This window comes from Mesorhizobium sp. NPDC059025 (genome assembly GCF_042739655.1).
Classification (GTDB): domain Bacteria; phylum Pseudomonadota; class Alphaproteobacteria; order Rhizobiales; family Rhizobiaceae; genus Mesorhizobium.
This window is the reverse complement of sequence record NZ_JBHYIM010000011.1, coordinates 46,791-64,499: the sequence shown is the minus strand read 5'-3', so window position 1 is coordinate 64,499 and position 17,709 is coordinate 46,791. Positions and strand designations below refer to the sequence as shown.

Sequence of the window (17,709 nt, the reverse complement as noted above, 5' to 3'; positions counted from 1 at the left end):
CGGCTCAGGCATACCGCATGATGACGGTTTTCGTCTCGAGGTAGCTCTCCAGCGCAGCCTTGCCGTGCTCGCGGCCGATGCCGGATTGTTTGAACCCGCCAAACGGGGCGGCCGGATCCAGGGTGTTGTGCGAGTTCACCCACACCGTACCGGCCTTGAGCCCATGGACGGCTTTCATCGCCTTGCCGAGATCGCGTGTCCAGACCGAGGCGGAAAGGCCGTAGCGCGTATCGTTGGCAAGCCGGATCGCCTCGTCGAGATCAGCGACGGGCATCGCGGCGACCACCGGTCCGAAGACCTCTTCGCGCACGATTTCGGCGTCGAGCCTCACATTGTGCAGGATGGTCGGGGCAATATAGTGGCCCTTGGCCGGTACGGAGCGGTCGCCGCTGACACGCTCGCCGCCAGCCGCCAAGGCACGATCGAGATAGCCGAGCACGCTTTGCTTGTGCTTCGCAGAGACGACCGGGTTGATTTGCGCGCCTTCGTCGCGTCCGGCACCAAGTGTCATGCCGTCAGCGATTTCAGCCAGTCTTGCCAGCGTCCGGTCATAGATGGATTTTTCGATCAGGATGCGTGCAGCCGATGTGCAGACCTGGCCTTGGTTGAAGAACATGCCGAGACCAGCGAGCAGAGGCTCTATGCCGTCTTCCATGTCCGACAGCAGGATCATCGGCGACTTCGAACCCAATTCCAGCGTGAAGCGGGCGACACGATCCACGGCCGCGTGACCTACGCGCTTGCCGACCTCGGTCGAACCCGTGAAGGTGAGCTTGTCAACGCCCGGATGCCGGATCAGTGCTTCGCCGGTCACGGCGCCCGAACCGGTGACGACGTTGACCACGCCGGCCGGAAAGCCGACTGCCTCGATCAGTTCGGCAAGTCTCAGCAGACCGAGCGGAGTCTCCTGCGGCGGCTTGATGACAATGGTGCAACCCGCGGCGAGTGCCGGGGCGATCTTCCACACGCCGATCATCAGCGGGAAATTCCACGGCACGATGGCACCGACCACCCCGACTGGTTCCATGACAGTCATGGCATGGTGCTTCGCTCCGGGTGGCACCGGAATGGAGACGTTGATCGTCGCACCTTCGATCTTGGTCGCCCAGCCGGCATAGTAGCGCAGCCAGTTCGCCGAACCGCCAGCCGACAGCATCCTGGCGACGCCGAGCGACTTGCCGTTTTCGATGCTTTCGATCTCGGCAAGCAGATCCGCATCCGCCTCGACGGCGTCGGCGAGTTTCAGCATCAGCCGCTCACGTTCGACCGGCGCCATCGAGCCCCAAGGGCCCTCCAGCGCTGCGCGTGCGGCCCTCACGGCCTGGTCGACGATTTCAGCGCCGCTTTCAGGCACGCGCGCCACGATCTCACCCGTTGCCGAGTCATCAACCGGCAATGCTCCACCCTGGTCGATGTCGACAAATCTTCCGCCGATGAAAGGGCGATGCGTGCGGGCAAGGAATTCTGACGCCGCGGCGCTGATCGGGGGGGCAACTCTCTCGTTCATCAAATCCTCCTGCCGGCCACTTGGCCGTTGTTTGAGGGGTAGGAGGACGGCGTACGCGCTTCAAGGCAAAGGCGGATAAGTGCACGCTCAGTCAAAACAAAGTTCCCGTTCGGACAAGACGTTTCGCCCGACTGCATCGCACTATCGATGCACACGAACGGGCCGGATCCGGCGGTCCGCCAATATGGGGCGATGATGAGATTTTCTGGAAAGACCGCATTCATTACCGGCGGAGGCACAGGCATCGGTGCTGCCGTCGCCAGGCGCATGGCCAGGGAGGGTGCCAACATCGTTCTGATGGGCCGCCGCCGTGAACCGCTGGAGGCGGTGGCAAATGACACCAATGCGCTGATCGTGCAGGGTGATGCAGCCAACGCCGACGCTGTACGCGCTGCGTTGAAGGAAGTTCACGCCAGGTTCGGTCTTGTCGACATCCTGATCGCGAATGCAGGTGGCCACGGCGTCGGGCCGACGATCTCGATGAGCGACGAGACCTGGGCGCTGGCGACCCGGACCAATCTCGACACCACCTTCGTCTGTGCCCGCGAGATCCTGCCTGACCTGATCTCGCAGCGCGGCAACATCGTTGTCGTTGCATCGATCGCCGGCCTTTTCGCCGGCCCTGCCGCCGCGGGCTATGTGACGATGAAACATGCCTGTGTCGGGCTCGGCAAATCGCTGGCGCGCGACTACGGCCGCCGTGGTGTTCGCACGAACACCATCTGCCCGGGCTGGGTCGCCACCGCCATGGCCGACGAGCAGATGCAGGTCATCGTCGAAAAGCATGGTCTGGCAACCGTGGATGAGGCCTACAGGCTGGTCACCAAGGATGTGCCTCTCGGCCGTCCTGCCACACCGGAGGAGGTCTCCAACGTCATCTGCTTCGTCGCCTCCGAAGAGGCTGCGATGATGAATGGGTCGATCCTGACCGTCGATGGCGGTGCCACCGTGGTCGACCTGCCAACCCTGGCTTTTGTTGATTGAGCGTTCGAGGACCTTGCGATGAATGACGTGAACAGACCGGCCGACTGGAAGCATTTCGACGACTTCGCCGCCGGCATTGCCACCAACCGGCTGCCGACGACCAAGGCCCTGGCTGGCCAGACCTTCAAGATCACGCTGAATGGCGGACGGCAGATCGATCTGGCTTTCACATCGGCGGATACCGTCGCGTGGGGTGAGGGCAAGGATGCAGGCGTCGATTGGTACGAAGCGCTCGAAGTCGCGACCGATACCGTCTTCATCAACATGACGTTCGCCGCCCGTCCGACCGAGGACGAAGCCTTCATCGTCAACATCCGCAGCCGGCGCGTGCTTTCGGTGCGAGAACGGGTGAGGGACGCAGGTGAAGCACCGGGCGAGCCGCGTGTCGCACAGACGTGGCTGGCGGGCGTGCTCGGTGATCCTTCGGTCGCAGCGGAAGGTGTTGAACCCGCACCGTCGCGCGATCTCGTCGGTCTCACCGCGCACTATGAATACAGCCCCAACCACGTCTACGAGCACATCTACCTCTCCTCGCAGCGCTATGCCTGGCAAAACCTGGTTGGTGTGCAACGCGGCCATGGCGATGTCGACCTGGCCACGACCTGGAAATTTGCCGAGGGGCAATACGTTTTCGGGTTTCGCGAGTTCATCATCCCGGTGGCTTCGTTGTTCTTCTACAACTGGGCTGACATGCGCTCGACGGGCAAGTTCCTCGGCGTGATCTCGACCGGCGCCATCGAAAACAAGCCGGCCGGTGCCTTCATTACCAAGAAATCGACAACCGACTACGGAAAGGGACCGGCGCCGGTTTGAGCGCGGGCGAAGCCATGAGCAAAAACTACGAAGCGATCAAGGCGCATTACGTCGGCTCCGACAACAAGGACCTGGCGGCGATGATGGCGCCGATCACCGACCGCACGGCCTGGACCGAGATGGCAGGCTTTCCCTACGCCGGTACCTATGTCGGAACCGTCGCCATCATCGAAGGTGTGTTCAAGCGCATCGGCGACGAATGGGAAGGCTACACGTTCACGCTGGAAAGGCTGGTCGACGGCGGCTCGACCATCCTCGGCATAGGCACCTATTCAGGCACCTACAAACGCACCGGCAAGCCGATGAAGGCGCGTGTCGTTCACGTCTGGGACGTCGAGGACGGCAAGGTGCTGCGCTTCGAGCAGTTCACCGACACCAGGCTGGTAGCACAGGCGACCGGCTGACGATTTGGGGCATGCCCGACCGGTATCCGGCGGGAGTGGAATTGGGAGGAGAACATGGAAATGAGCCTGAAAGGAATGCTGGCGGCGCTCGCGCTGTCCACTGTGCTGACCACTGGTGCAACCGTCATTGCCAACGCCGCTGGCGACGAGATCGTCATCGGCGCGCCGGTCTCACTGACCGGTCCGTTCGCTGGCGACGGCAAGGAACAGGAATGGGCCTACAAGCAGGCAGTCGCCGATATCAACAAGGCTGGCGGCATCATGGTCAAGGAAGCCGGCAAGAAGCTTCCTGTCAGGCTGGTCATCGCCGACGATGAAAGCACGGAAGCCAAGGTCGCCTCGGCAATCGAGAACCTGGTCAAGGTCCAGAAGGTCGATATCCTGCTTTCGACCCACTCCGGCCCGCTCAATGTCGCCGGTGCAATCGTCGCCGAGAAGTACAAGAAATTCTACATGATCACGGCGGCTTTCCCGTTCGAGTGGCAACCGCTCAAATTGAAATATTCGGCGCTGTTCTTCTTCCACCCCGGCCCCGGTGCCGAGGTGCCGTTTGAGATCTGGCAGAAACTGCCTGAGAACGAGCGTCCAAAGCGGCCGGCCCTCGTGACAGAAGATTCGCCTGACGGCAAAGGCTTCGGCGGCGCTTTCGAGGCCGCAGCCAAGAAATATGGCTACACCTTCGCCTTCAACGATCCGTGGGCAACCGGCTCGACCGACTATTCGGCGATGATCACCAAGCTGAAGGCTGCCGATGCGGACGCCATGCTGGTGTTCGGCTCCCCGGCAGACACCGTCACGCTTATCCGCCAGATGAAGGAACTCGGCTTCAGCGTTCCGTATTTCCATGGCTGGAAAGGTACCTGGACCGGCGAATTCCATGACGCGCTGGGCAAGGATTCCGACTACGTCCTGACCGATGGTTTCTGGTCGGCCAGCTATCCCTACAACGGCGCCAAGGAACTGGGTGAGCGCTACGAGGCCGAATACAAGAAGGACTCCGTCACGGTCGGTGCCTTCTACGCCAACGCCCAGGTGCTGTTCCAGGCCATCGAGCGCGCCGGATCGACCGATGCCGCGGCAGTGCATGACGCCATCTTCAACCAGGAATTCAAGGACACCGTGGTTGGCCCGCTGAAGTTCGACGAGACCGGATTTGCCCTGATCCCGTCGGTTGCAACGCAGTGGTGGGAAGGCAAGCATCAGCTGCTGTTCCCGAACGGGACCTGGACCTACAAGCCGGCTCCCGCCTGGGACAAGCGCTAGACGTTGGGGGTGCCGTCGGGACGACGTTCGGCTTTGTGCCGACGCCGTCCCGTCGTGCACGCAGTTACCGACGCGCCGCAGTTGTGGGCATATAAAATCCACGCAGTCTTTTCCCTGAAGCCAGCGGGCAAAGGAACCGAACAAGCATGCAGTCAGACGAAACCGTGCTCAGCCTGGAGGCGGTGACCAAACGTTTCGGCGGCCTGGTGGTGTTGGATGGCATCGATATGGTTGTCGGCCGGGGCGAGCTGGTTGGCCTGATCGGCCCGAACGGCGCCGGCAAGTCCACGCTTTTCAACGTCATGACGGCGATCTACGCGCCGACGCGTGGCAAAGTCCGCTTCAAAGGCAAGGATATCACCGGCGCGGCTCCACACCTGATCTGCCGGCATGGCATCGCCCGCACGTTCCAGTTGGTGCGCACCTTCCTCACCATGACTGCCTTTGAGAACGTCATGGTCGGCGCCGTCTACGGTTCCGGCGGGCGGGTGCGGCACGCAAGGGAGGCGGCCGAAGCCGCGCTTGATCTGGTCGGCCTCGGCGCAAAGCGCAATGTGACGACGGCACACATGACGTTGTCCGATCGCAGGTTGCTGGAGATAGCGCGCGCGGTAGCGTCAGAACCGGCTCTGCTGCTGCTTGATGAGCCTATGGCTGGTCTCAATCCGACCGAAATCCGGCAAATGGTCGAGGTCATCCGACGCACGCGATCGGAGAAGGGGATTTCCATCCTGTGGGTGGAACACAAGGTGGATGCCATCATGAAGGTGTGCAGCCGCGTCGTCGTGCTCGACCACGGCGTCAAGATCGCCGACGGCACACCCGCCGAAATCGTCGCCAACCGCAAAGTCATCGAGGCCTATCTTGGCGAACCGGCTGCTTGAAGTAACAGATCTCGAAGTCGCCTATGGTGACGTGCGTGCGCTCTGGGGCGTGTCGATCCATGTCGACGCGGGTTCTGTGGTCGCCATTGTCGGCGCTAACGGTGCCGGCAAGACCACGCTGCTGAAAGCTGTTTCTGGACTTATCCCCGCCAAGCGCGGTGAGATCAAGCTCTCCGGCACATCCCTGCTTGGCCGTCTTCCGGAAGACATCACCCGCTTGGGCATCGCTCATGTGCCCGAGGGGCGTGGGCTGTTTCGCCAGATGACCGTGCTGGAGAACCTGGAACTGGGTGCCTTCCAGCCCAAGGCACGGGTGAACATGAAACGCGCGCTGGAAAAGGCTTATGAGCTGTTTCCACGCTTGAAGGAGAGGACCGGCCAGAAGGCTGGCTCGCTGTCGGGCGGCGAACAGCAGATGCTGGCGATCGCGCGCGCCACAATGTCCGAACCGTCGCTGCTCATCCTCGACGAACCTTCCATCGGCCTGTCGCCTCTGGTGGTGCAGCAGATGTTCCAACTGATCGAGGCGCTGCACAAGCAGGGCGTCACCATCCTGCTGGTCGAGCAAAACATCCACCAGGCGCTGAAGATCGCCGACTACGCTTTCGTGCTGAAGACCGGCGAACTTGCCATGCAAGGCACCGGCGCCGAGCTCATCGCCGATCCCGAAGTCCAGAAAGCCTATATGGGCGTATTGGAGTTGTGATGACATTGCCATCGCCGGAGATATTGCTGCAGCTTTCCATCAACGGTGCACTCGGCGGCGCCATGTATGGTGTCGCCGCCGTCGGACTGAGCCTCATTTTCGGCACCATGCGCCTGATCTTCCTGGCGCAGGGCGCCATGATCATCCTGGCCGCCTATGTGGTGCGCGCATTGTTCCAGCACCTCGGCATCGACCCGTTCTTGTCGCTGCTCATCATGGTGCCGGTCGGTCTGGTAGCCGGCTGGCTGATCTATCAGGGCCTGTTCCGCAAGGCCGCCGCTGAGGAGGATCGCAACATCTCGCTGCTGATTGCTGTCGGCGTCATGTTCCTGGTCCAGAACCTGATGACCGTCATATGGGGCGGCAACACCGCCGCCGTGGTCACCACTTATACGGCGAGCGGCATCGAACTGCTCGGCGTGCGCGCGTCCTTCACCCGCTCCATGGGCTTCCTGATCGCGCTCGCGGGTACCGCCCTGGTCGTGCTGTTCCTGCGCAAGACCCTGGTCGGCAAGGCGGTGCGTGCGGCATCGGAGGACATGACTGCGGCGACGTTGATGGGCATCAGCCCACACAAGGTCAACGCGATTGCTTTCGCTATCGGCATCGCGCTGGCGGGCGCCGCGGGTGTTGCCGTGGCAACCACCTTTCCTTTCAATCCATTCGCCGGCTTCATCTTCAGCCTCAAGGCGCTGGTGGCGCTGGCGCTTGGCGGCATCGGCAATGTCGCGGGCGCGCTGGCCGGTGGGATCATTCTTGGCCTCATAGAGGCTTACGTACAGTTTTTCATCTCCGGTGGCTGGACCAACGCCATCGCCTACGGCGTCTTCCTGGCTGTCTTGATGTTCAAGCCGGAAGGGCTGTTCAGCCGGCCCTACAAGAAGGCATGACCGCCATGACCAATGTTTCGTGGAAATGGGCGGCAGCGCTGCTCACCGTCATCCTCGCTCTGGTGCCATTCTGGCCGGGGGCGATAGACAGCTACCTGTTCTCCTTCCTGTTCTTCGTCTTCATCTATGCGGTGATGGCGCAGGGCTGGAACCTGGTTGCCGGCTTCGGCGGGCAGATCAGCCTTGGCTCGCACGCCTTCTTCGGGCTTGGCGCCTACACGACGGCCATCCTGTGGAGCGGCAACTATCTATGGGGCTCGCTATACGAGACGTTCCCTCGCATCTACTATTTCGATCCCGTGACCATGGTGCTGAGCGGACTGGTCGCCGCGCTGGCGGCTGCGCTGATAGGCCTGCCGCTTCTTTCCAAATTGCGCGGCGACTATTTCGCGCTAGGAACCCTGGGTTTTGGTGAGATCCTCAAGGTGATCTTCGTCAATGGCGGCGACTTTACCGGTGGTGCGTTCGGTCTTGTGACGCCCTCCGGCACCTTCGAGACGCTGATGCCGCACTACTATGTCGGGCTCGGGCTTACCGTTGGAACGGCCCTTGCGGTTGGTTGGCTGATGCGGTCGCGTTACGGCCTCGCACTCATCGCGGTACGCGACGACGAGATGGCGGCGTCGGCCAATGGCATCAACACGCTGAAGGTCAAGGTCGCCGCCTTCGCAGGCAGCGCCTTCATCGCCGGTATCGCGGGAAGCCTCTACAGTTATTACATTTTCCATGTGGGACCGGATTCTGTCTTCAACCTCGACTGGATGCTCCTGCCGCTGATGATGACCGTGGTGGGCGGGACGGGCACCGTACTCGGACCGATCATCGGTGCCTTCATCATGTATGCCGTCTTCGACATCGCCCGCATTTTCGTGCCGGATTATCACCCCATCATCTCGGGACTGACCATCATCCTGGCGATGCTGTTCCTGCCGAAAGGACTGGTGCGGAAGATTCTGCCGACGTCTTTAGCGCGGAACTGATGTCGCGAACGCAAGCTGCGAACGATCTTCGTTCAGCGCAGGCATGTCGTCTTGCCAAAAGCCGGCGCTGACAAGGTTGTGATTCCAAGTTCGCCGGGTCTCATGGTGCTGCCTTCCCCCAACCGGGAAGGCAAAAATCGTTAGTGCAGCCGGTCGAGAACAGTGTCGCGCAATTCGCGCGGCGAGACTTCGTACTTTGCCTTGAAAGCGCGCGAGAAGTGGGCGCTCGAATTGAAGCCGCTGGCAAAGGCGATTTCGGAGATCGAGACGCCGTTGCCCGCCATCAGCGCCTCGCGGCTGCGCTCCAGCCTGCGGTCCCACACAAAACGCTCCAGGGTTATGTCCTCGCCTTCGAAAGCGCGATGCAGGTAGCGGCGTGAGCAGCCCATGTGGCGGGCAATCTCATCAGCGGAAAGATCGCTGCGCGACAGGTTGGCGTCGATATAGGCGACGATGCGCTCGCGCAGCGCTCCCAAAGGTGAACGACGCTGGTCGGCGATCTGCGGTTTGGAGCAGATCAACCCGTTGACGAGCTGGATCAGGCTTTCGCCGACGCGTCGGCAATTGGCTTCATCCAGCCTTCGGCCATCGTCTATGGCCATGCGCATCAGTCCCGACACAATGTGCGTGAGGCTGTCGTCGTCGCCGGGCAAGGGAAGGGGCGCTGCCAGTCGCGCCAGCGTGTCGTCGCTGAAGGTGGAACGTGGTACCTGCAGGATGAGCTGGTCGACACCGGTCAGATTCTGCAGGGAATAACTGCGCACCGGATCGTAGATGATGGCCGAGCGCGGGTTGAGGTCGACGGCGACCGACTGTTGTTCGAAATGGCTGCGACCGGCTACCTGCACCAGGATCTTGATCGCATCGGGGTCAAAGCTGCGCCAATGAGCACGGTCGTTCACCACAACATGCGCCTTGGCCCTGATCTCGGAAAGCCGGCAGGGGCCTAGATTGACCGAAAGCAGCTTGGGGATCGATTCGACCGAGCCGCGCGCGAAACGCTGGGTGATCGGGCCGAACAGGATACGGGACGTCGACAGGAAAGCTTCGCCATCGGCAATGCTGACATGACGGGCGGCATGCTGCATGGTTTCCTCCTCGGTGGCATCTCCCGTCTTGGCGCGGGATGACATGACAACTGCCGCAAGTGGCGGGTGACACATTTTGAAACGGAACTTAACACGCTAATCATTCTGTTCGCAACGCTCATGCAAGCGGTGGCACATGATCTGGTCAAGCGAAATCGCCGCTTATCCTTCCACCCCTGTCATCAGTTGCCGAGAGCTGAAGCATGCAGGGGTCAACCAGGCGTTTCAGCGGCGCTGGTCGGAGCTCGACAACTGGGCTGCCGGTTCGACTGCTTCGCCGATCAGCCGCAATGTGATCAGCCGCGTCGTTTCCATCACCATCTCACCCTGGGCCGCAGCCACTGTATCGTTCGCACGCGAAACCGGCGACGCGATCGCGACCGTGCCAATCGGATAGCCATCGGAGCCAAGGATCGGCGCGGCCACCGAGTGCACCCCTTCCTCATAGCCTTGCGCGCTGCGCGAATAGCCGCGTTCGGCGGCCTGTTGCACGGCCTGCCAAACCTTGTCCGCGTTGGTCATGGTGTGCGGGGTGAAGGCGGCGAGCGGCGTTTCCAGATAAAGGCGACGCATGTCGTCACGGGCGAAGGCGAGCAGCGCGATGCCGGATGCTGTACCGTGCAATGGCAGGATCTGCCCGACATTGACGTTGACGCGGTTGGCCTTGGCCGAAAGCTCGACATGGACAGTGAGCAGGGCGCCGGCACTGTATTCCGAAAGATGGACGGTCTCGCCTGTCCGATGTGACAGCTCGCGCAGGATAGGCACGGCGACACGCGTCAGCGGCAATTGCGCGTCGCGGATGCGAGCGAGCCGGGTCAGGCCGGCTCCGAGGCGATAGCGGCGGCTTGCCGGCTCCTGTTCAATCAGCCGATGTTCTGCCAGCGCCACCAGCAGGCGTCGCGCTGTCGCCTTGTCCAGGTCAGCCTTTCTGGCCAGATCGGAAAGGCCGATTTCCGGCTCTTCCAGCGTGAACAGTTCCAGCAGTGACACAGCCTTGCGCACGGTACTCATGATCAGCTTCTAAAACGATAGTTAGCGCGTGAATTAACTTGACAGCAGGCAATTGAGCCTGCAGTTTGCATACAACAAATAAAACGCTGGTTCAAATAATGAACCGCTGCAAAATTGTAGTCATGCCTGTGGGGGCATGTACAGGGAGATTTCACAGCTTGACGCTTGCCGCACGATCAGACCGCAACACCGCGACCATCGCGGAATTGCTCGACCGGGAACAGGAGCGCTTCCGGCTTTCCCATCCGCGTTCGGCCGCAGCCTGGGAAGAAGGGCAGCGGCACTTCCTCTATGGCGGTCCATCGCACTGGATGCGGCGCTGGGCAGGCGGTTTTCCAGTCTACGCGGCGCAGGCCAAAGGCGCGCACATCCGTGATATCGATGGTCAGGATTACGTCGACTTCGCGCTCGGCGATACCGGCGGCATGTGCGGTCATGCGCCCGAGGCGGTGACGCGTGCCGCGCTTTACCAGTTGCAGAACGGCACCACGATGATGTTGCCGACAGAAGACAGCCTCTGGGTCGGAGCCGACCTGACCCGCCGCTTCGGCTTGCCTTACTGGACGCTGACCACGTCGGCCACCGATGCCAACCGCGGTGCCATCCGCATCGCCCGGATGATCACTGGCCGGCCAAAGGTGCTTGTCTTCTCTGGCTGCTACCACGGTGGCGTCGAGGAAGCGCATGTCGAAATCCGCGACGGCCGCGTCGGCCTGCGCAACATGATCCATCCCAACGGGGTAGACCATTCCACGGTATCGCGCGTGGTCGAGTTCAATGATGTCGAGGCGTTGGAGCAGGCCCTGTCGGCCGGCGACGTTGCCTGCGTTCTCACCGAACCGCTGATGACCAATTTCGGCATGATCCCGGTCGCCGACGGTTTTCATAAGGCATTGCGCGACATTACGCGGCGCACCGGTACGGTGCTGATCATCGACGAGACGCATACCATTTCGAGTGGCCCAGGCGGCTACACCAGCCAGCACGGTCTGGAACCGGATATTCTTGTCGCCGGCAAGGCGATCGCCGGTGGCATTCCGGCCGGTATCTTCGGCGTCTCGCAGGAGATCGCCGAGCGGCTTTGGGCGGTTGTGCCCAAGGTCAATCCACGTGTGCGTCAATCAGCGCATCTTGGTATCGGCGGCACGCTGGCCGGTAATGCGCTGACGGTAGCCACCATGCGCGCGGTGCTTGAGGAAGTGCTGACACCCGCGAATTTCGAGCTGATGACCGCCAACGCAACCCGGCTTGCCGAAGGCGCGCGCGATGTGATCCGGACCCGCGAACTGCCCTGGCATGTCACTCAGATCGGCGCGCGCGCAGAGATCATGTTCATGCCGAAGCCGCCACGCAACGGTGCCGACGTCATTGCCAGCCGGCGCGGCGATCTAGAGACGCTGCTGCATGCCTACTACATGAACGAAGGCATACTGGTGACGCCGTTCCACACCATGTTCCTGATGTGCCCGGCGACGACTGCCGAGCAGGTCGATCGCCACACGGAGGTGTTCGGGCGTTTCGTCGATCTTCTCGCCGACGCCGGGGTGTCCTGAACCATGAGCACGCCCGGCTTCGATCTGACCGGACGGGTCGCGCTGATTACAGGTGGTGGACGCGGCATCGGTGCTGCAATCGCAACGCGTTTTGCCGAGGCCGGGGCCTCCGTTGTCATCGCCAACCGCACCCTTGATGTTGCCGAAATGCTGGCGGCGGATCTGACCGCCCGAAGCCTGTCTGCTCGTGCCGTGCCGCTTCCCGGTCTCGGGCGCTCTGAGTTGCATGAGGTCGTCGGCAACGCCGCTTCGGGAGCGGGGCGGCTCGATATCGTCGTGCATAATGCGGGTGGCTGCCCCTGGGCTTCTATCGATGAACTCGACGAGGACAAGCTCGAACAGGCCCTGTCGTTGAACCTGAAGGCCTGTTTCTGGCTGGCGCAGGCGGCAGCACCCATCATGCGCAGGCAGAGGTTCGGCCGCATCCTGGTGACGTCATCGGTCTCGGCACGGGTCGCCATGGCCGGTGGGGCACATTATTCGGCCGCCAAGGCTGGCGTGAATGCCTTCATCCGGGGTACTGCCTTCGAATATGCACGCGACGGCATTACCGTGAATGGCGTCGAGCCCGGCTTCATCTCCAAGGATCGCGGTTCGATGAGCAAGCCTGAGGTGGCTGACAGGCTCAGCCGGTTCATCCCCGTCGGACGCTACGGCGAGGCCGACGATATTGCCTACGCCATGCTCTATCTGGCGTCCGCCGAGGCCAGATACACAACGGGCCAGACGATCGTCGTCGATGGTGGGTCGACGCTGCCCGAAACCGGTTACGCGGTCGAAAAGCACTGGGGGCTGTCGTGAGCGGGCGTTTGCAGGGGCGCAAGGCGCTGATCACGGGCGCCGCCACCGGCATGGGACGGGCGACGGCCGAACTCTTCGGCAGAGAGGGCGCTGAAATCATCCTGTTTGGCCTCGGAGGCGAGGTTCTCGACGATGCCGCCATGGCCAGCCGGGGCAAGGCCGTGCATGGCGACATCACAGACAACGCTGATGTGGCACGCGCCATCGATGCCTGCCGTGGGCAGGTCGACATCCTTGTCAACGCGGCTGGATTGCTGATCCCGGACGAGCCGGAAACCGTGTCCAACGAGGTCTGGGAGAAGACCTTTGGCGTCAACGTCACCGGCACGATGATGGTATGCCGCGCTGCACTGCCGTTGTTGAAGAAGAAGGGCGGTTCCGTCGTCAACATCGCCTCGGTCGGCGCCTTCAATGCCAGCGCCCAGAATTCCGCCTATTCGGCGAGCAAGGCGGCATTGGTCTCCTACACCCGCTCGCTTGCCTATGCGCATGGACCGGACGGCATCCGCGCCAACGCGCTGGCGCCAGGCTGGGTACGCACGCCGATGAGCGAAGAGGAGATGGAGGTTGCGGCGACCGCCAACGGCTCGACGCCGGAACGGGAATTCGCGGCGCTGACAAGCCGTATTGCCCTGCGACGGATCGCCGACCCTGCCGAGATTGCATCGTGCTGCCTGTTCCTGGCTTCCGACGAGGCATCCTTCGTGACGGGTGCGGTTCTGGTGGCCGACGGTGGAGGGCGGGCACCAACCCATAATCGGGCGGTGTGAGGAGAATACGGCCGCAGCGGCGGCCGGGTGAATGGGTGGAGGAAATGGAATGCCTGACAAAAGTGCCGATCTGGTTCTCGGCAACGGCCGCATCTACACGATGAACCGCAAGTTGCCCTGGGCATCGCATCTGGCGGTGAAGGGCGGGCGCATCGTGGCGGTTGGTGATACGGCAAGCGTCGCGCCATTTACCGGAAGCAGCACGCGCTACGTCGACCTGAAGGGCGCGATGCTGATGCCAGGCGTCGTCGACGTCCACGCCCATCTGATGATGGGCGGTCAGGCGGAGCTGTTCGAACTGCGTTACGCCTCAACCTCCAGCTTCGAAACCATTGTCGACAAGGTGCGCGAGAAGGCAGCTTCCACGAAGCCGGGCAGCTGGATCATCGGCGGCCAGTGGGGCAGCGATCTGCACGCCAAGCTGAACAGCCTGGACGCTCTCGCCCAACTGGATGCCGCCTCACAAGGCCATCCGGTGATGCTGCGCGACGACAGCTATCACAACCGCTGGGTCAACTCGGAAGCGATGCGACTGGCTGGCATCACCAAGAATACGCCCGACCCCGAGCAGGGCTCCATCGGTCGCGATCCGGCAACCGGTGCGCCGACCGGTCTGATGATCGAATCCGCCTCTGGTCTGGTTGAAAGCGTGATCGCCAATTCCGGCTACTACACCGAGGAAATGGACAGGGCGGCGATGGCGCAGTCCATCTCCACGCTGAATTCCTACGGCGTGACGGCGTTCCTCGATGCGGCCGCGATGCAGCCGATCCTGGCGGCCCTCAAGGGGCTGGACGACCGCGGGGAGCTGACGGCCTGGTCCGTCTCCGCCATGCCGGCGGTCGAGCCTTCCTTCATGTTCGGCATTGCCGGCGATGAGCTGATCGCGCTCAAGGAACAATATCGCAGCGCTCACGCCAAGCCGGATTTCGTCAAGGTCTTCCTGGATGGCGTTCCGGGTGCCAAGACCGCCGCGTTCCATGAACCCTATGTCGCCGATCCGATTCTCGGCTGCTGTTTCCGCGGCTCGACCATCGTCACGGTGCCGGATCTCATCCGCTGGGTCGGCAAATGCGAGAAGCTCGGGCTCGCGGTGAAGATCCACTGCGCCGGCGACGCGGCCGTCTCCCAGGCGCTCGATGCCATCGATGTCGTGCGCTCTTTCAACGGTCCGACCAGGCTGATCCACCATATCGCCCATGCCAGCTATATCGCACCTAGCGACATTCCGCGTTTTGCCGAACTCGGCGTCGCCGCCGACCTTTCGCCATTCCTGTGGTATCCGACCAGTTTCCTGGAAGGACACAAGCAGGCGATGGGCGTGGAGCGCGCCTTGCGCTTCTGGCCGAACAAGCAGTTGCTCGCCGCCGGCGCGCTGCTGGCAGGCGGCTCCGACTGGCCGGTCATGCCCAATCCCGATCCGTGGAACGGCATAGAAGGCCTGGTGACGCGCCAGAACCCCAGCGGTGAGTTCGCCGGCGAGGCGTTGTGGCCCGAAGAGGCGATCGACGTCGCCACCGCGCTGGAGATCTTCACCATCAATTCCGCACGCGCCATCGGGCTCGGCGAGACGATTGGTTCCATCGAGGTCGGCAAATCGGCCGACTTCATCGAACTCGACCGCAACGTGCTTGAAATCCCTGCCGACGAGATCGCCGACATCAAGGTCATGACGACCTGGTTCGAGGGAAGGGTGGTGTATGAGCGAACCTGACCCCGCCGGCAAACTTGTCCCGGTCACCATCCTCACCGGCTTCCTGGGTTCCGGCAAGACGACGCTGCTCAACCGGCTGCTCAAGGAGCCGTCGATGGCGGGTGCCGCCGTCATCGTCAACGAATTCGGCGAGATCGGGCTCGATCACCTGTTGATCGAAGCCAGCGAAGAGCAGTTCCAGCTGCTCGACAATGGCTGTGTATGCTGCACGGTGCGCGGTGATCTGGTCGAGACGCTGAAGACCTTGCATCGGCGCGCTGTCGACGGCGAGTTGCCGAAACTCAGCCGCGTCGTCATCGAGACGACCGGTTTGGCCGATCCCGTACCGATCCTGCATACGCTGATTGCGGAGCCGGATCTCGCCAGCCGCTACCGCATTGCCGGCGTCATCACCACTGTCGATGCCGTCAACGGTCCGGCGACGCTGGAACGTCACGCCGAAGCCGCCAAGCAGGTGGCGGTGGCGGATCGTCTGATCGTCACCAAGGCCGATCTTGTCGATGGCTGGAAAGTGGATGCTCTGCAGCACAGGCTGGCGGCACTCGCACCAGCCGCCGAACGCTGCCTCGTCGCGGACGCGGCGCTGGCAACGCTGCTCGACGCTGAAACACTGGACCGTGACGCGCGCGCGGACAGGATCGCGGCCTGGTTCGACAAGGCGGTCCAGTCGGTTCACGACCATGAGCACGAATGCGGTGCGCATTGCGATCATCACGACCACAATCACCACCACGGTCAGAGCCATCATCACGGCATCCAGTCCTACAGCTTCGTCATCGACGAGCCGGTGGAATGGACGACGTTTGCAACATGGCTGGACTACATAGCAGCCTTGAAGGGAGAAGATCTTCTTCGCCTCAAGGGGCTGGTCTGCGTGGCTGACGACATCGAGCGGCCATTGGTGCTCCACGGCGTGCAGCATGTGTTTCACCCGCCGGTCAGACTGGATTCATGGCCATCGCCTGATCGCCGCACGCGGCTCGTCTTCATCGTGCGCGACATCGCCCGCGAGACCATCGAACGAACGCTCGCGAAGTTCGCCGGGATTCGCCCGGCCCAAGCGTCCGAAAGGCACGCGGCATAGCAATCAATCAAGGCGTGCAGACACGCTTGAAACAAGGGGAGAGAGAAAATGCATTGGAAGTCAGCTTTGCTTTCTGGCGTCTTTGCCGCGATCGGCATCGGCGCCCTGACGGGAGGCGCCGCTGCTGTCGGCCCGACCTGCGCCAACGGTACCATCAAGGTCGGTGCGGTTTCGACCATCACTGGCCCGGCCGACTTCAGCGAAGTGCCGAAGGCGACACAGGCCGCGTTTGACGCCGTCAATGCCGCCGGCGGCATCAATGGCTGCAAGATCGAGTATACGATCGCCGACGACAAGGCCGATCCAGCGGTCGCCGCCCAGGCGGCCCGCGACCTGATCGACAACAAGGAAGCCGTCGCTCTTGTCGGTTCGGGCAGCCTGCTCGACTGCGCCGTCAACGCCGTCAACTACAACCGTAAGAAAATCTCTTCGGTTCAGGGGCTTGGCGTCGACGCCGCATGTTTCTCCTCACCCAGCGTGGCACCTGTCAATGTCGGTCCGTTCACCCTGTCGACCGCCATGGGCTATTACGCCACCAACGTGCTGAAGAGCCAGAAATTCTGCGCTTTCTTCATCATCATCGGCGGCACCCAGGAGGCCTACAAGAAAGGCATCGAGGATTGGGAGAAGATCAGCGGCCAGAAGGTGCATCTGCTTGACCTCACCCTGCCTTTCCAGGGCGATCTGACGCCTTATGTCATCAAGGCGCGCGACGCCGGCTGCGACACGGTGCTGACCAACCAGGTCGAGCCGCAGGTGGTGCAGCTCATCAAGACCGTCGACGCCCAGAAGATCAGCGGCATCAACTGGCTGTTCCTGGCTCCCGGCTATACCGTGCAGGTGGCCAAGGCACTCGCCGACACCAAGCAGCCGATCTATGTCGGCACCGAGTGGGAGCCGTTCACTGAGACGGGATCTGCCGCGAACGCGCAGTGGATGGCCGACATGAACAAGGCCGGCCGGCCGCTCACCGCCTTCTCGCAGGGTGGTTACCTGGCTGCCAAGATGTTCCTCAAGGTCATCGAGGGCATCGACGGTGAAGTGACGCGCGAAAGCGTGACCAAGGCGCTTCTGGAAATGAAGCCGATCTCGGATCCGCTCGCCGGCTCGCCTTACGTATTCGGTGAAGCAAAGACCCATTCGCCGATGCGCGCTACCAAGGTCATGAAGCTCGAAAACGGGGCTTGGAAGGTGGAAACACCGGAATGGGTCGTGCTTCCTGACGCAAAGTAGCCGCTGACTGAAGGACGGCAG

17 protein-coding genes are annotated in these 17,709 nt (G+C 62.3%); 14 read left to right on the top strand and 3 right to left on the bottom strand.

Going from position 1 to position 17,709, the window contains the following annotated elements:
• Positions 1-4: 4 nt before the first annotated feature.
• Complete coding sequence (locus tag ACFWYE_RS23295; RefSeq protein ID WP_379114642.1) at positions 5-1,507, bottom strand: aldehyde dehydrogenase family protein; 1,503 nt, start codon at positions 1,505-1,507, stop codon at positions 5-7.
• Between the two features lie 195 nt (positions 1,508-1,702).
• Between ACFWYE_RS23295 and ACFWYE_RS23290 the strand changes: the two genes are divergently transcribed.
• The 8 genes from ACFWYE_RS23290 (at position 1,703) to ACFWYE_RS23255 (ending at position 8,431) form a co-directional block, all read left to right on the top strand.
• Positions 1,703-2,491: an SDR family NAD(P)-dependent oxidoreductase gene (locus ACFWYE_RS23290; protein WP_379073052.1), complete on the top strand. Its 789-nt coding sequence runs from the start codon at positions 1,703-1,705 to the stop codon at positions 2,489-2,491.
• Between the two features lie 18 nt (positions 2,492-2,509).
• Positions 2,510-3,304 carry a MoaF C-terminal domain-containing protein gene (locus ACFWYE_RS23285; protein ID WP_379114640.1) on the top strand — a complete coding sequence of 265 codons (795 nt, stop codon included), beginning with the start codon at positions 2,510-2,512 and terminating at the stop codon, positions 3,302-3,304.
• 14 nt (positions 3,305-3,318) lie between these two features.
• Entirely contained in the window at positions 3,319-3,708 is a 390-nt protein-coding gene (locus ACFWYE_RS23280) for a nuclear transport factor 2 family protein (protein ID WP_379071319.1), read from the top strand.
• Between the two features lie 60 nt (positions 3,709-3,768).
• Positions 3,769-4,971, top strand: a complete 1,203-nt coding sequence (locus ACFWYE_RS23275; protein WP_379114639.1) for an amino acid ABC transporter substrate-binding protein — start codon at positions 3,769-3,771, stop codon at positions 4,969-4,971.
• A 146-nt stretch (positions 4,972-5,117) separates the two neighbouring features.
• Complete coding sequence (locus ACFWYE_RS23270; protein WP_379114637.1) at positions 5,118-5,855, top strand: ABC transporter ATP-binding protein; 738 nt, start codon at positions 5,118-5,120, stop codon at positions 5,853-5,855.
• The gene (locus tag ACFWYE_RS23265; RefSeq protein WP_379114635.1) at positions 5,836-6,561 is read left to right on the top strand and encodes an ABC transporter ATP-binding protein; all 726 of its coding nucleotides are present in this window, start codon (positions 5,836-5,838) and stop codon (positions 6,559-6,561) included. The genes ACFWYE_RS23270 and ACFWYE_RS23265 overlap by 20 nt, the downstream gene beginning before the upstream one ends.
• The gene (locus tag ACFWYE_RS23260; RefSeq protein WP_379071309.1) at positions 6,561-7,451 is read left to right on the top strand and encodes a branched-chain amino acid ABC transporter permease; all 891 of its coding nucleotides are present in this window, start codon (positions 6,561-6,563) and stop codon (positions 7,449-7,451) included. The genes ACFWYE_RS23265 and ACFWYE_RS23260 overlap by 1 nt, the downstream gene beginning before the upstream one ends.
• Positions 7,448-8,431, top strand: coding sequence for a branched-chain amino acid ABC transporter permease (locus tag ACFWYE_RS23255; RefSeq protein ID WP_379114633.1), 984 nt, complete (start codon positions 7,448-7,450; stop codon positions 8,429-8,431). The genes ACFWYE_RS23260 and ACFWYE_RS23255 overlap by 4 nt, the downstream gene beginning before the upstream one ends.
• A 140-nt stretch (positions 8,432-8,571) precedes the next feature.
• Here the strand turns inward: ACFWYE_RS23255 and ACFWYE_RS23250 are convergent, their stop codons facing one another.
• Positions 8,572-9,564, bottom strand: a complete 993-nt coding sequence (locus ACFWYE_RS23250) for a helix-turn-helix domain-containing protein (RefSeq protein ID WP_379071307.1) — start codon at positions 9,562-9,564, stop codon at positions 8,572-8,574.
• Between the two features lie 180 nt (positions 9,565-9,744).
• On the bottom strand, positions 9,745-10,533 hold the full coding sequence (locus ACFWYE_RS23245) for an IclR family transcriptional regulator (protein WP_379114631.1): 789 nt from the start codon (positions 10,531-10,533) through the stop codon (positions 9,745-9,747).
• Between the two features lie 158 nt (positions 10,534-10,691).
• On the opposite strand from ACFWYE_RS23245, the gene ACFWYE_RS23240 reads away from it, so the two are divergent.
• Genes ACFWYE_RS23240 through ACFWYE_RS23215 form a run of 6 tightly spaced genes read left to right on the top strand, consistent with a single transcriptional unit; the run spans position 10,692 to position 17,688 of the window.
• Entirely contained in the window at positions 10,692-12,086 is a 1,395-nt protein-coding gene (locus ACFWYE_RS23240) for a transaminase (RefSeq protein ID WP_379114629.1), read from the top strand.
• A gap of 3 nt (positions 12,087-12,089) precedes the next feature.
• Positions 12,090-12,887 carry an SDR family oxidoreductase gene (locus tag ACFWYE_RS23235; protein ID WP_379114627.1) on the top strand — a complete coding sequence of 266 codons (798 nt, stop codon included), beginning with the start codon at positions 12,090-12,092 and terminating at the stop codon, positions 12,885-12,887.
• Positions 12,884-13,657 carry an SDR family NAD(P)-dependent oxidoreductase gene (locus ACFWYE_RS23230; RefSeq protein ID WP_379114625.1) on the top strand — a complete coding sequence of 258 codons (774 nt, stop codon included), beginning with the start codon at positions 12,884-12,886 and terminating at the stop codon, positions 13,655-13,657. Before ACFWYE_RS23235 ends, ACFWYE_RS23230 begins: the two co-directional genes overlap by 4 nt.
• Positions 13,658-13,706: 49 nt before the next feature.
• The gene (locus tag ACFWYE_RS23225) at positions 13,707-15,371 is read left to right on the top strand and encodes an amidohydrolase (protein ID WP_379114623.1); all 1,665 of its coding nucleotides are present in this window, start codon (positions 13,707-13,709) and stop codon (positions 15,369-15,371) included.
• Positions 15,358-16,455, top strand: a complete 1,098-nt coding sequence (locus ACFWYE_RS23220; protein ID WP_379114621.1) for a CobW family GTP-binding protein — start codon at positions 15,358-15,360, stop codon at positions 16,453-16,455. The genes ACFWYE_RS23225 and ACFWYE_RS23220 overlap by 14 nt, the downstream gene beginning before the upstream one ends.
• 48 nt (positions 16,456-16,503) lie before the next feature.
• Positions 16,504-17,688, top strand: a complete 1,185-nt coding sequence (locus ACFWYE_RS23215; protein ID WP_379114618.1) for an ABC transporter substrate-binding protein — start codon at positions 16,504-16,506, stop codon at positions 17,686-17,688.
• The last annotated feature ends 21 nt before the right edge of the window (positions 17,689-17,709 follow it).

Excerpts from the sequence above, each read along its gene's own strand:
- ACFWYE_RS23295 (WP_379114642.1), bottom strand. The coding sequence starts at position 1,507 with ATGAACGAGAGAGTTGCCCCCCCGATCAGCGCCGCGGCGTCAGAATTC.
- ACFWYE_RS23290 (WP_379073052.1), top strand. The coding sequence starts at position 1,703 with ATGAGATTTTCTGGAAAGACCGCATTCATTACCGGCGGAGGCACAGGC.
- ACFWYE_RS23285 (WP_379114640.1), top strand. The coding sequence starts at position 2,510 with ATGAATGACGTGAACAGACCGGCCGACTGGAAGCATTTCGACGACTTC.
- ACFWYE_RS23280 (WP_379071319.1), top strand. The coding sequence starts at position 3,319 with ATGAGCAAAAACTACGAAGCGATCAAGGCGCATTACGTCGGCTCCGAC.
- ACFWYE_RS23275 (WP_379114639.1), top strand. The coding sequence starts at position 3,769 with ATGAGCCTGAAAGGAATGCTGGCGGCGCTCGCGCTGTCCACTGTGCTG.
- ACFWYE_RS23270 (WP_379114637.1), top strand. The coding sequence starts at position 5,118 with ATGCAGTCAGACGAAACCGTGCTCAGCCTGGAGGCGGTGACCAAACGT.
- ACFWYE_RS23260 (WP_379071309.1), top strand. The coding sequence starts at position 6,561 with ATGACATTGCCATCGCCGGAGATATTGCTGCAGCTTTCCATCAACGGT.
- ACFWYE_RS23255 (WP_379114633.1), top strand. The coding sequence starts at position 7,448 with ATGACCGCCATGACCAATGTTTCGTGGAAATGGGCGGCAGCGCTGCTC.
- ACFWYE_RS23250 (WP_379071307.1), bottom strand. The coding sequence starts at position 9,564 with ATGTCATCCCGCGCCAAGACGGGAGATGCCACCGAGGAGGAAACCATG.
- ACFWYE_RS23245 (WP_379114631.1), bottom strand. The coding sequence starts at position 10,533 with ATGAGTACCGTGCGCAAGGCTGTGTCACTGCTGGAACTGTTCACGCTG.
- ACFWYE_RS23235 (WP_379114627.1), top strand. The coding sequence starts at position 12,090 with ATGAGCACGCCCGGCTTCGATCTGACCGGACGGGTCGCGCTGATTACA.
- ACFWYE_RS23225 (WP_379114623.1), top strand. The coding sequence starts at position 13,707 with ATGCCTGACAAAAGTGCCGATCTGGTTCTCGGCAACGGCCGCATCTAC.
- ACFWYE_RS23220 (WP_379114621.1), top strand. The coding sequence starts at position 15,358 with ATGAGCGAACCTGACCCCGCCGGCAAACTTGTCCCGGTCACCATCCTC.
- ACFWYE_RS23215 (WP_379114618.1), top strand. The coding sequence starts at position 16,504 with ATGCATTGGAAGTCAGCTTTGCTTTCTGGCGTCTTTGCCGCGATCGGC.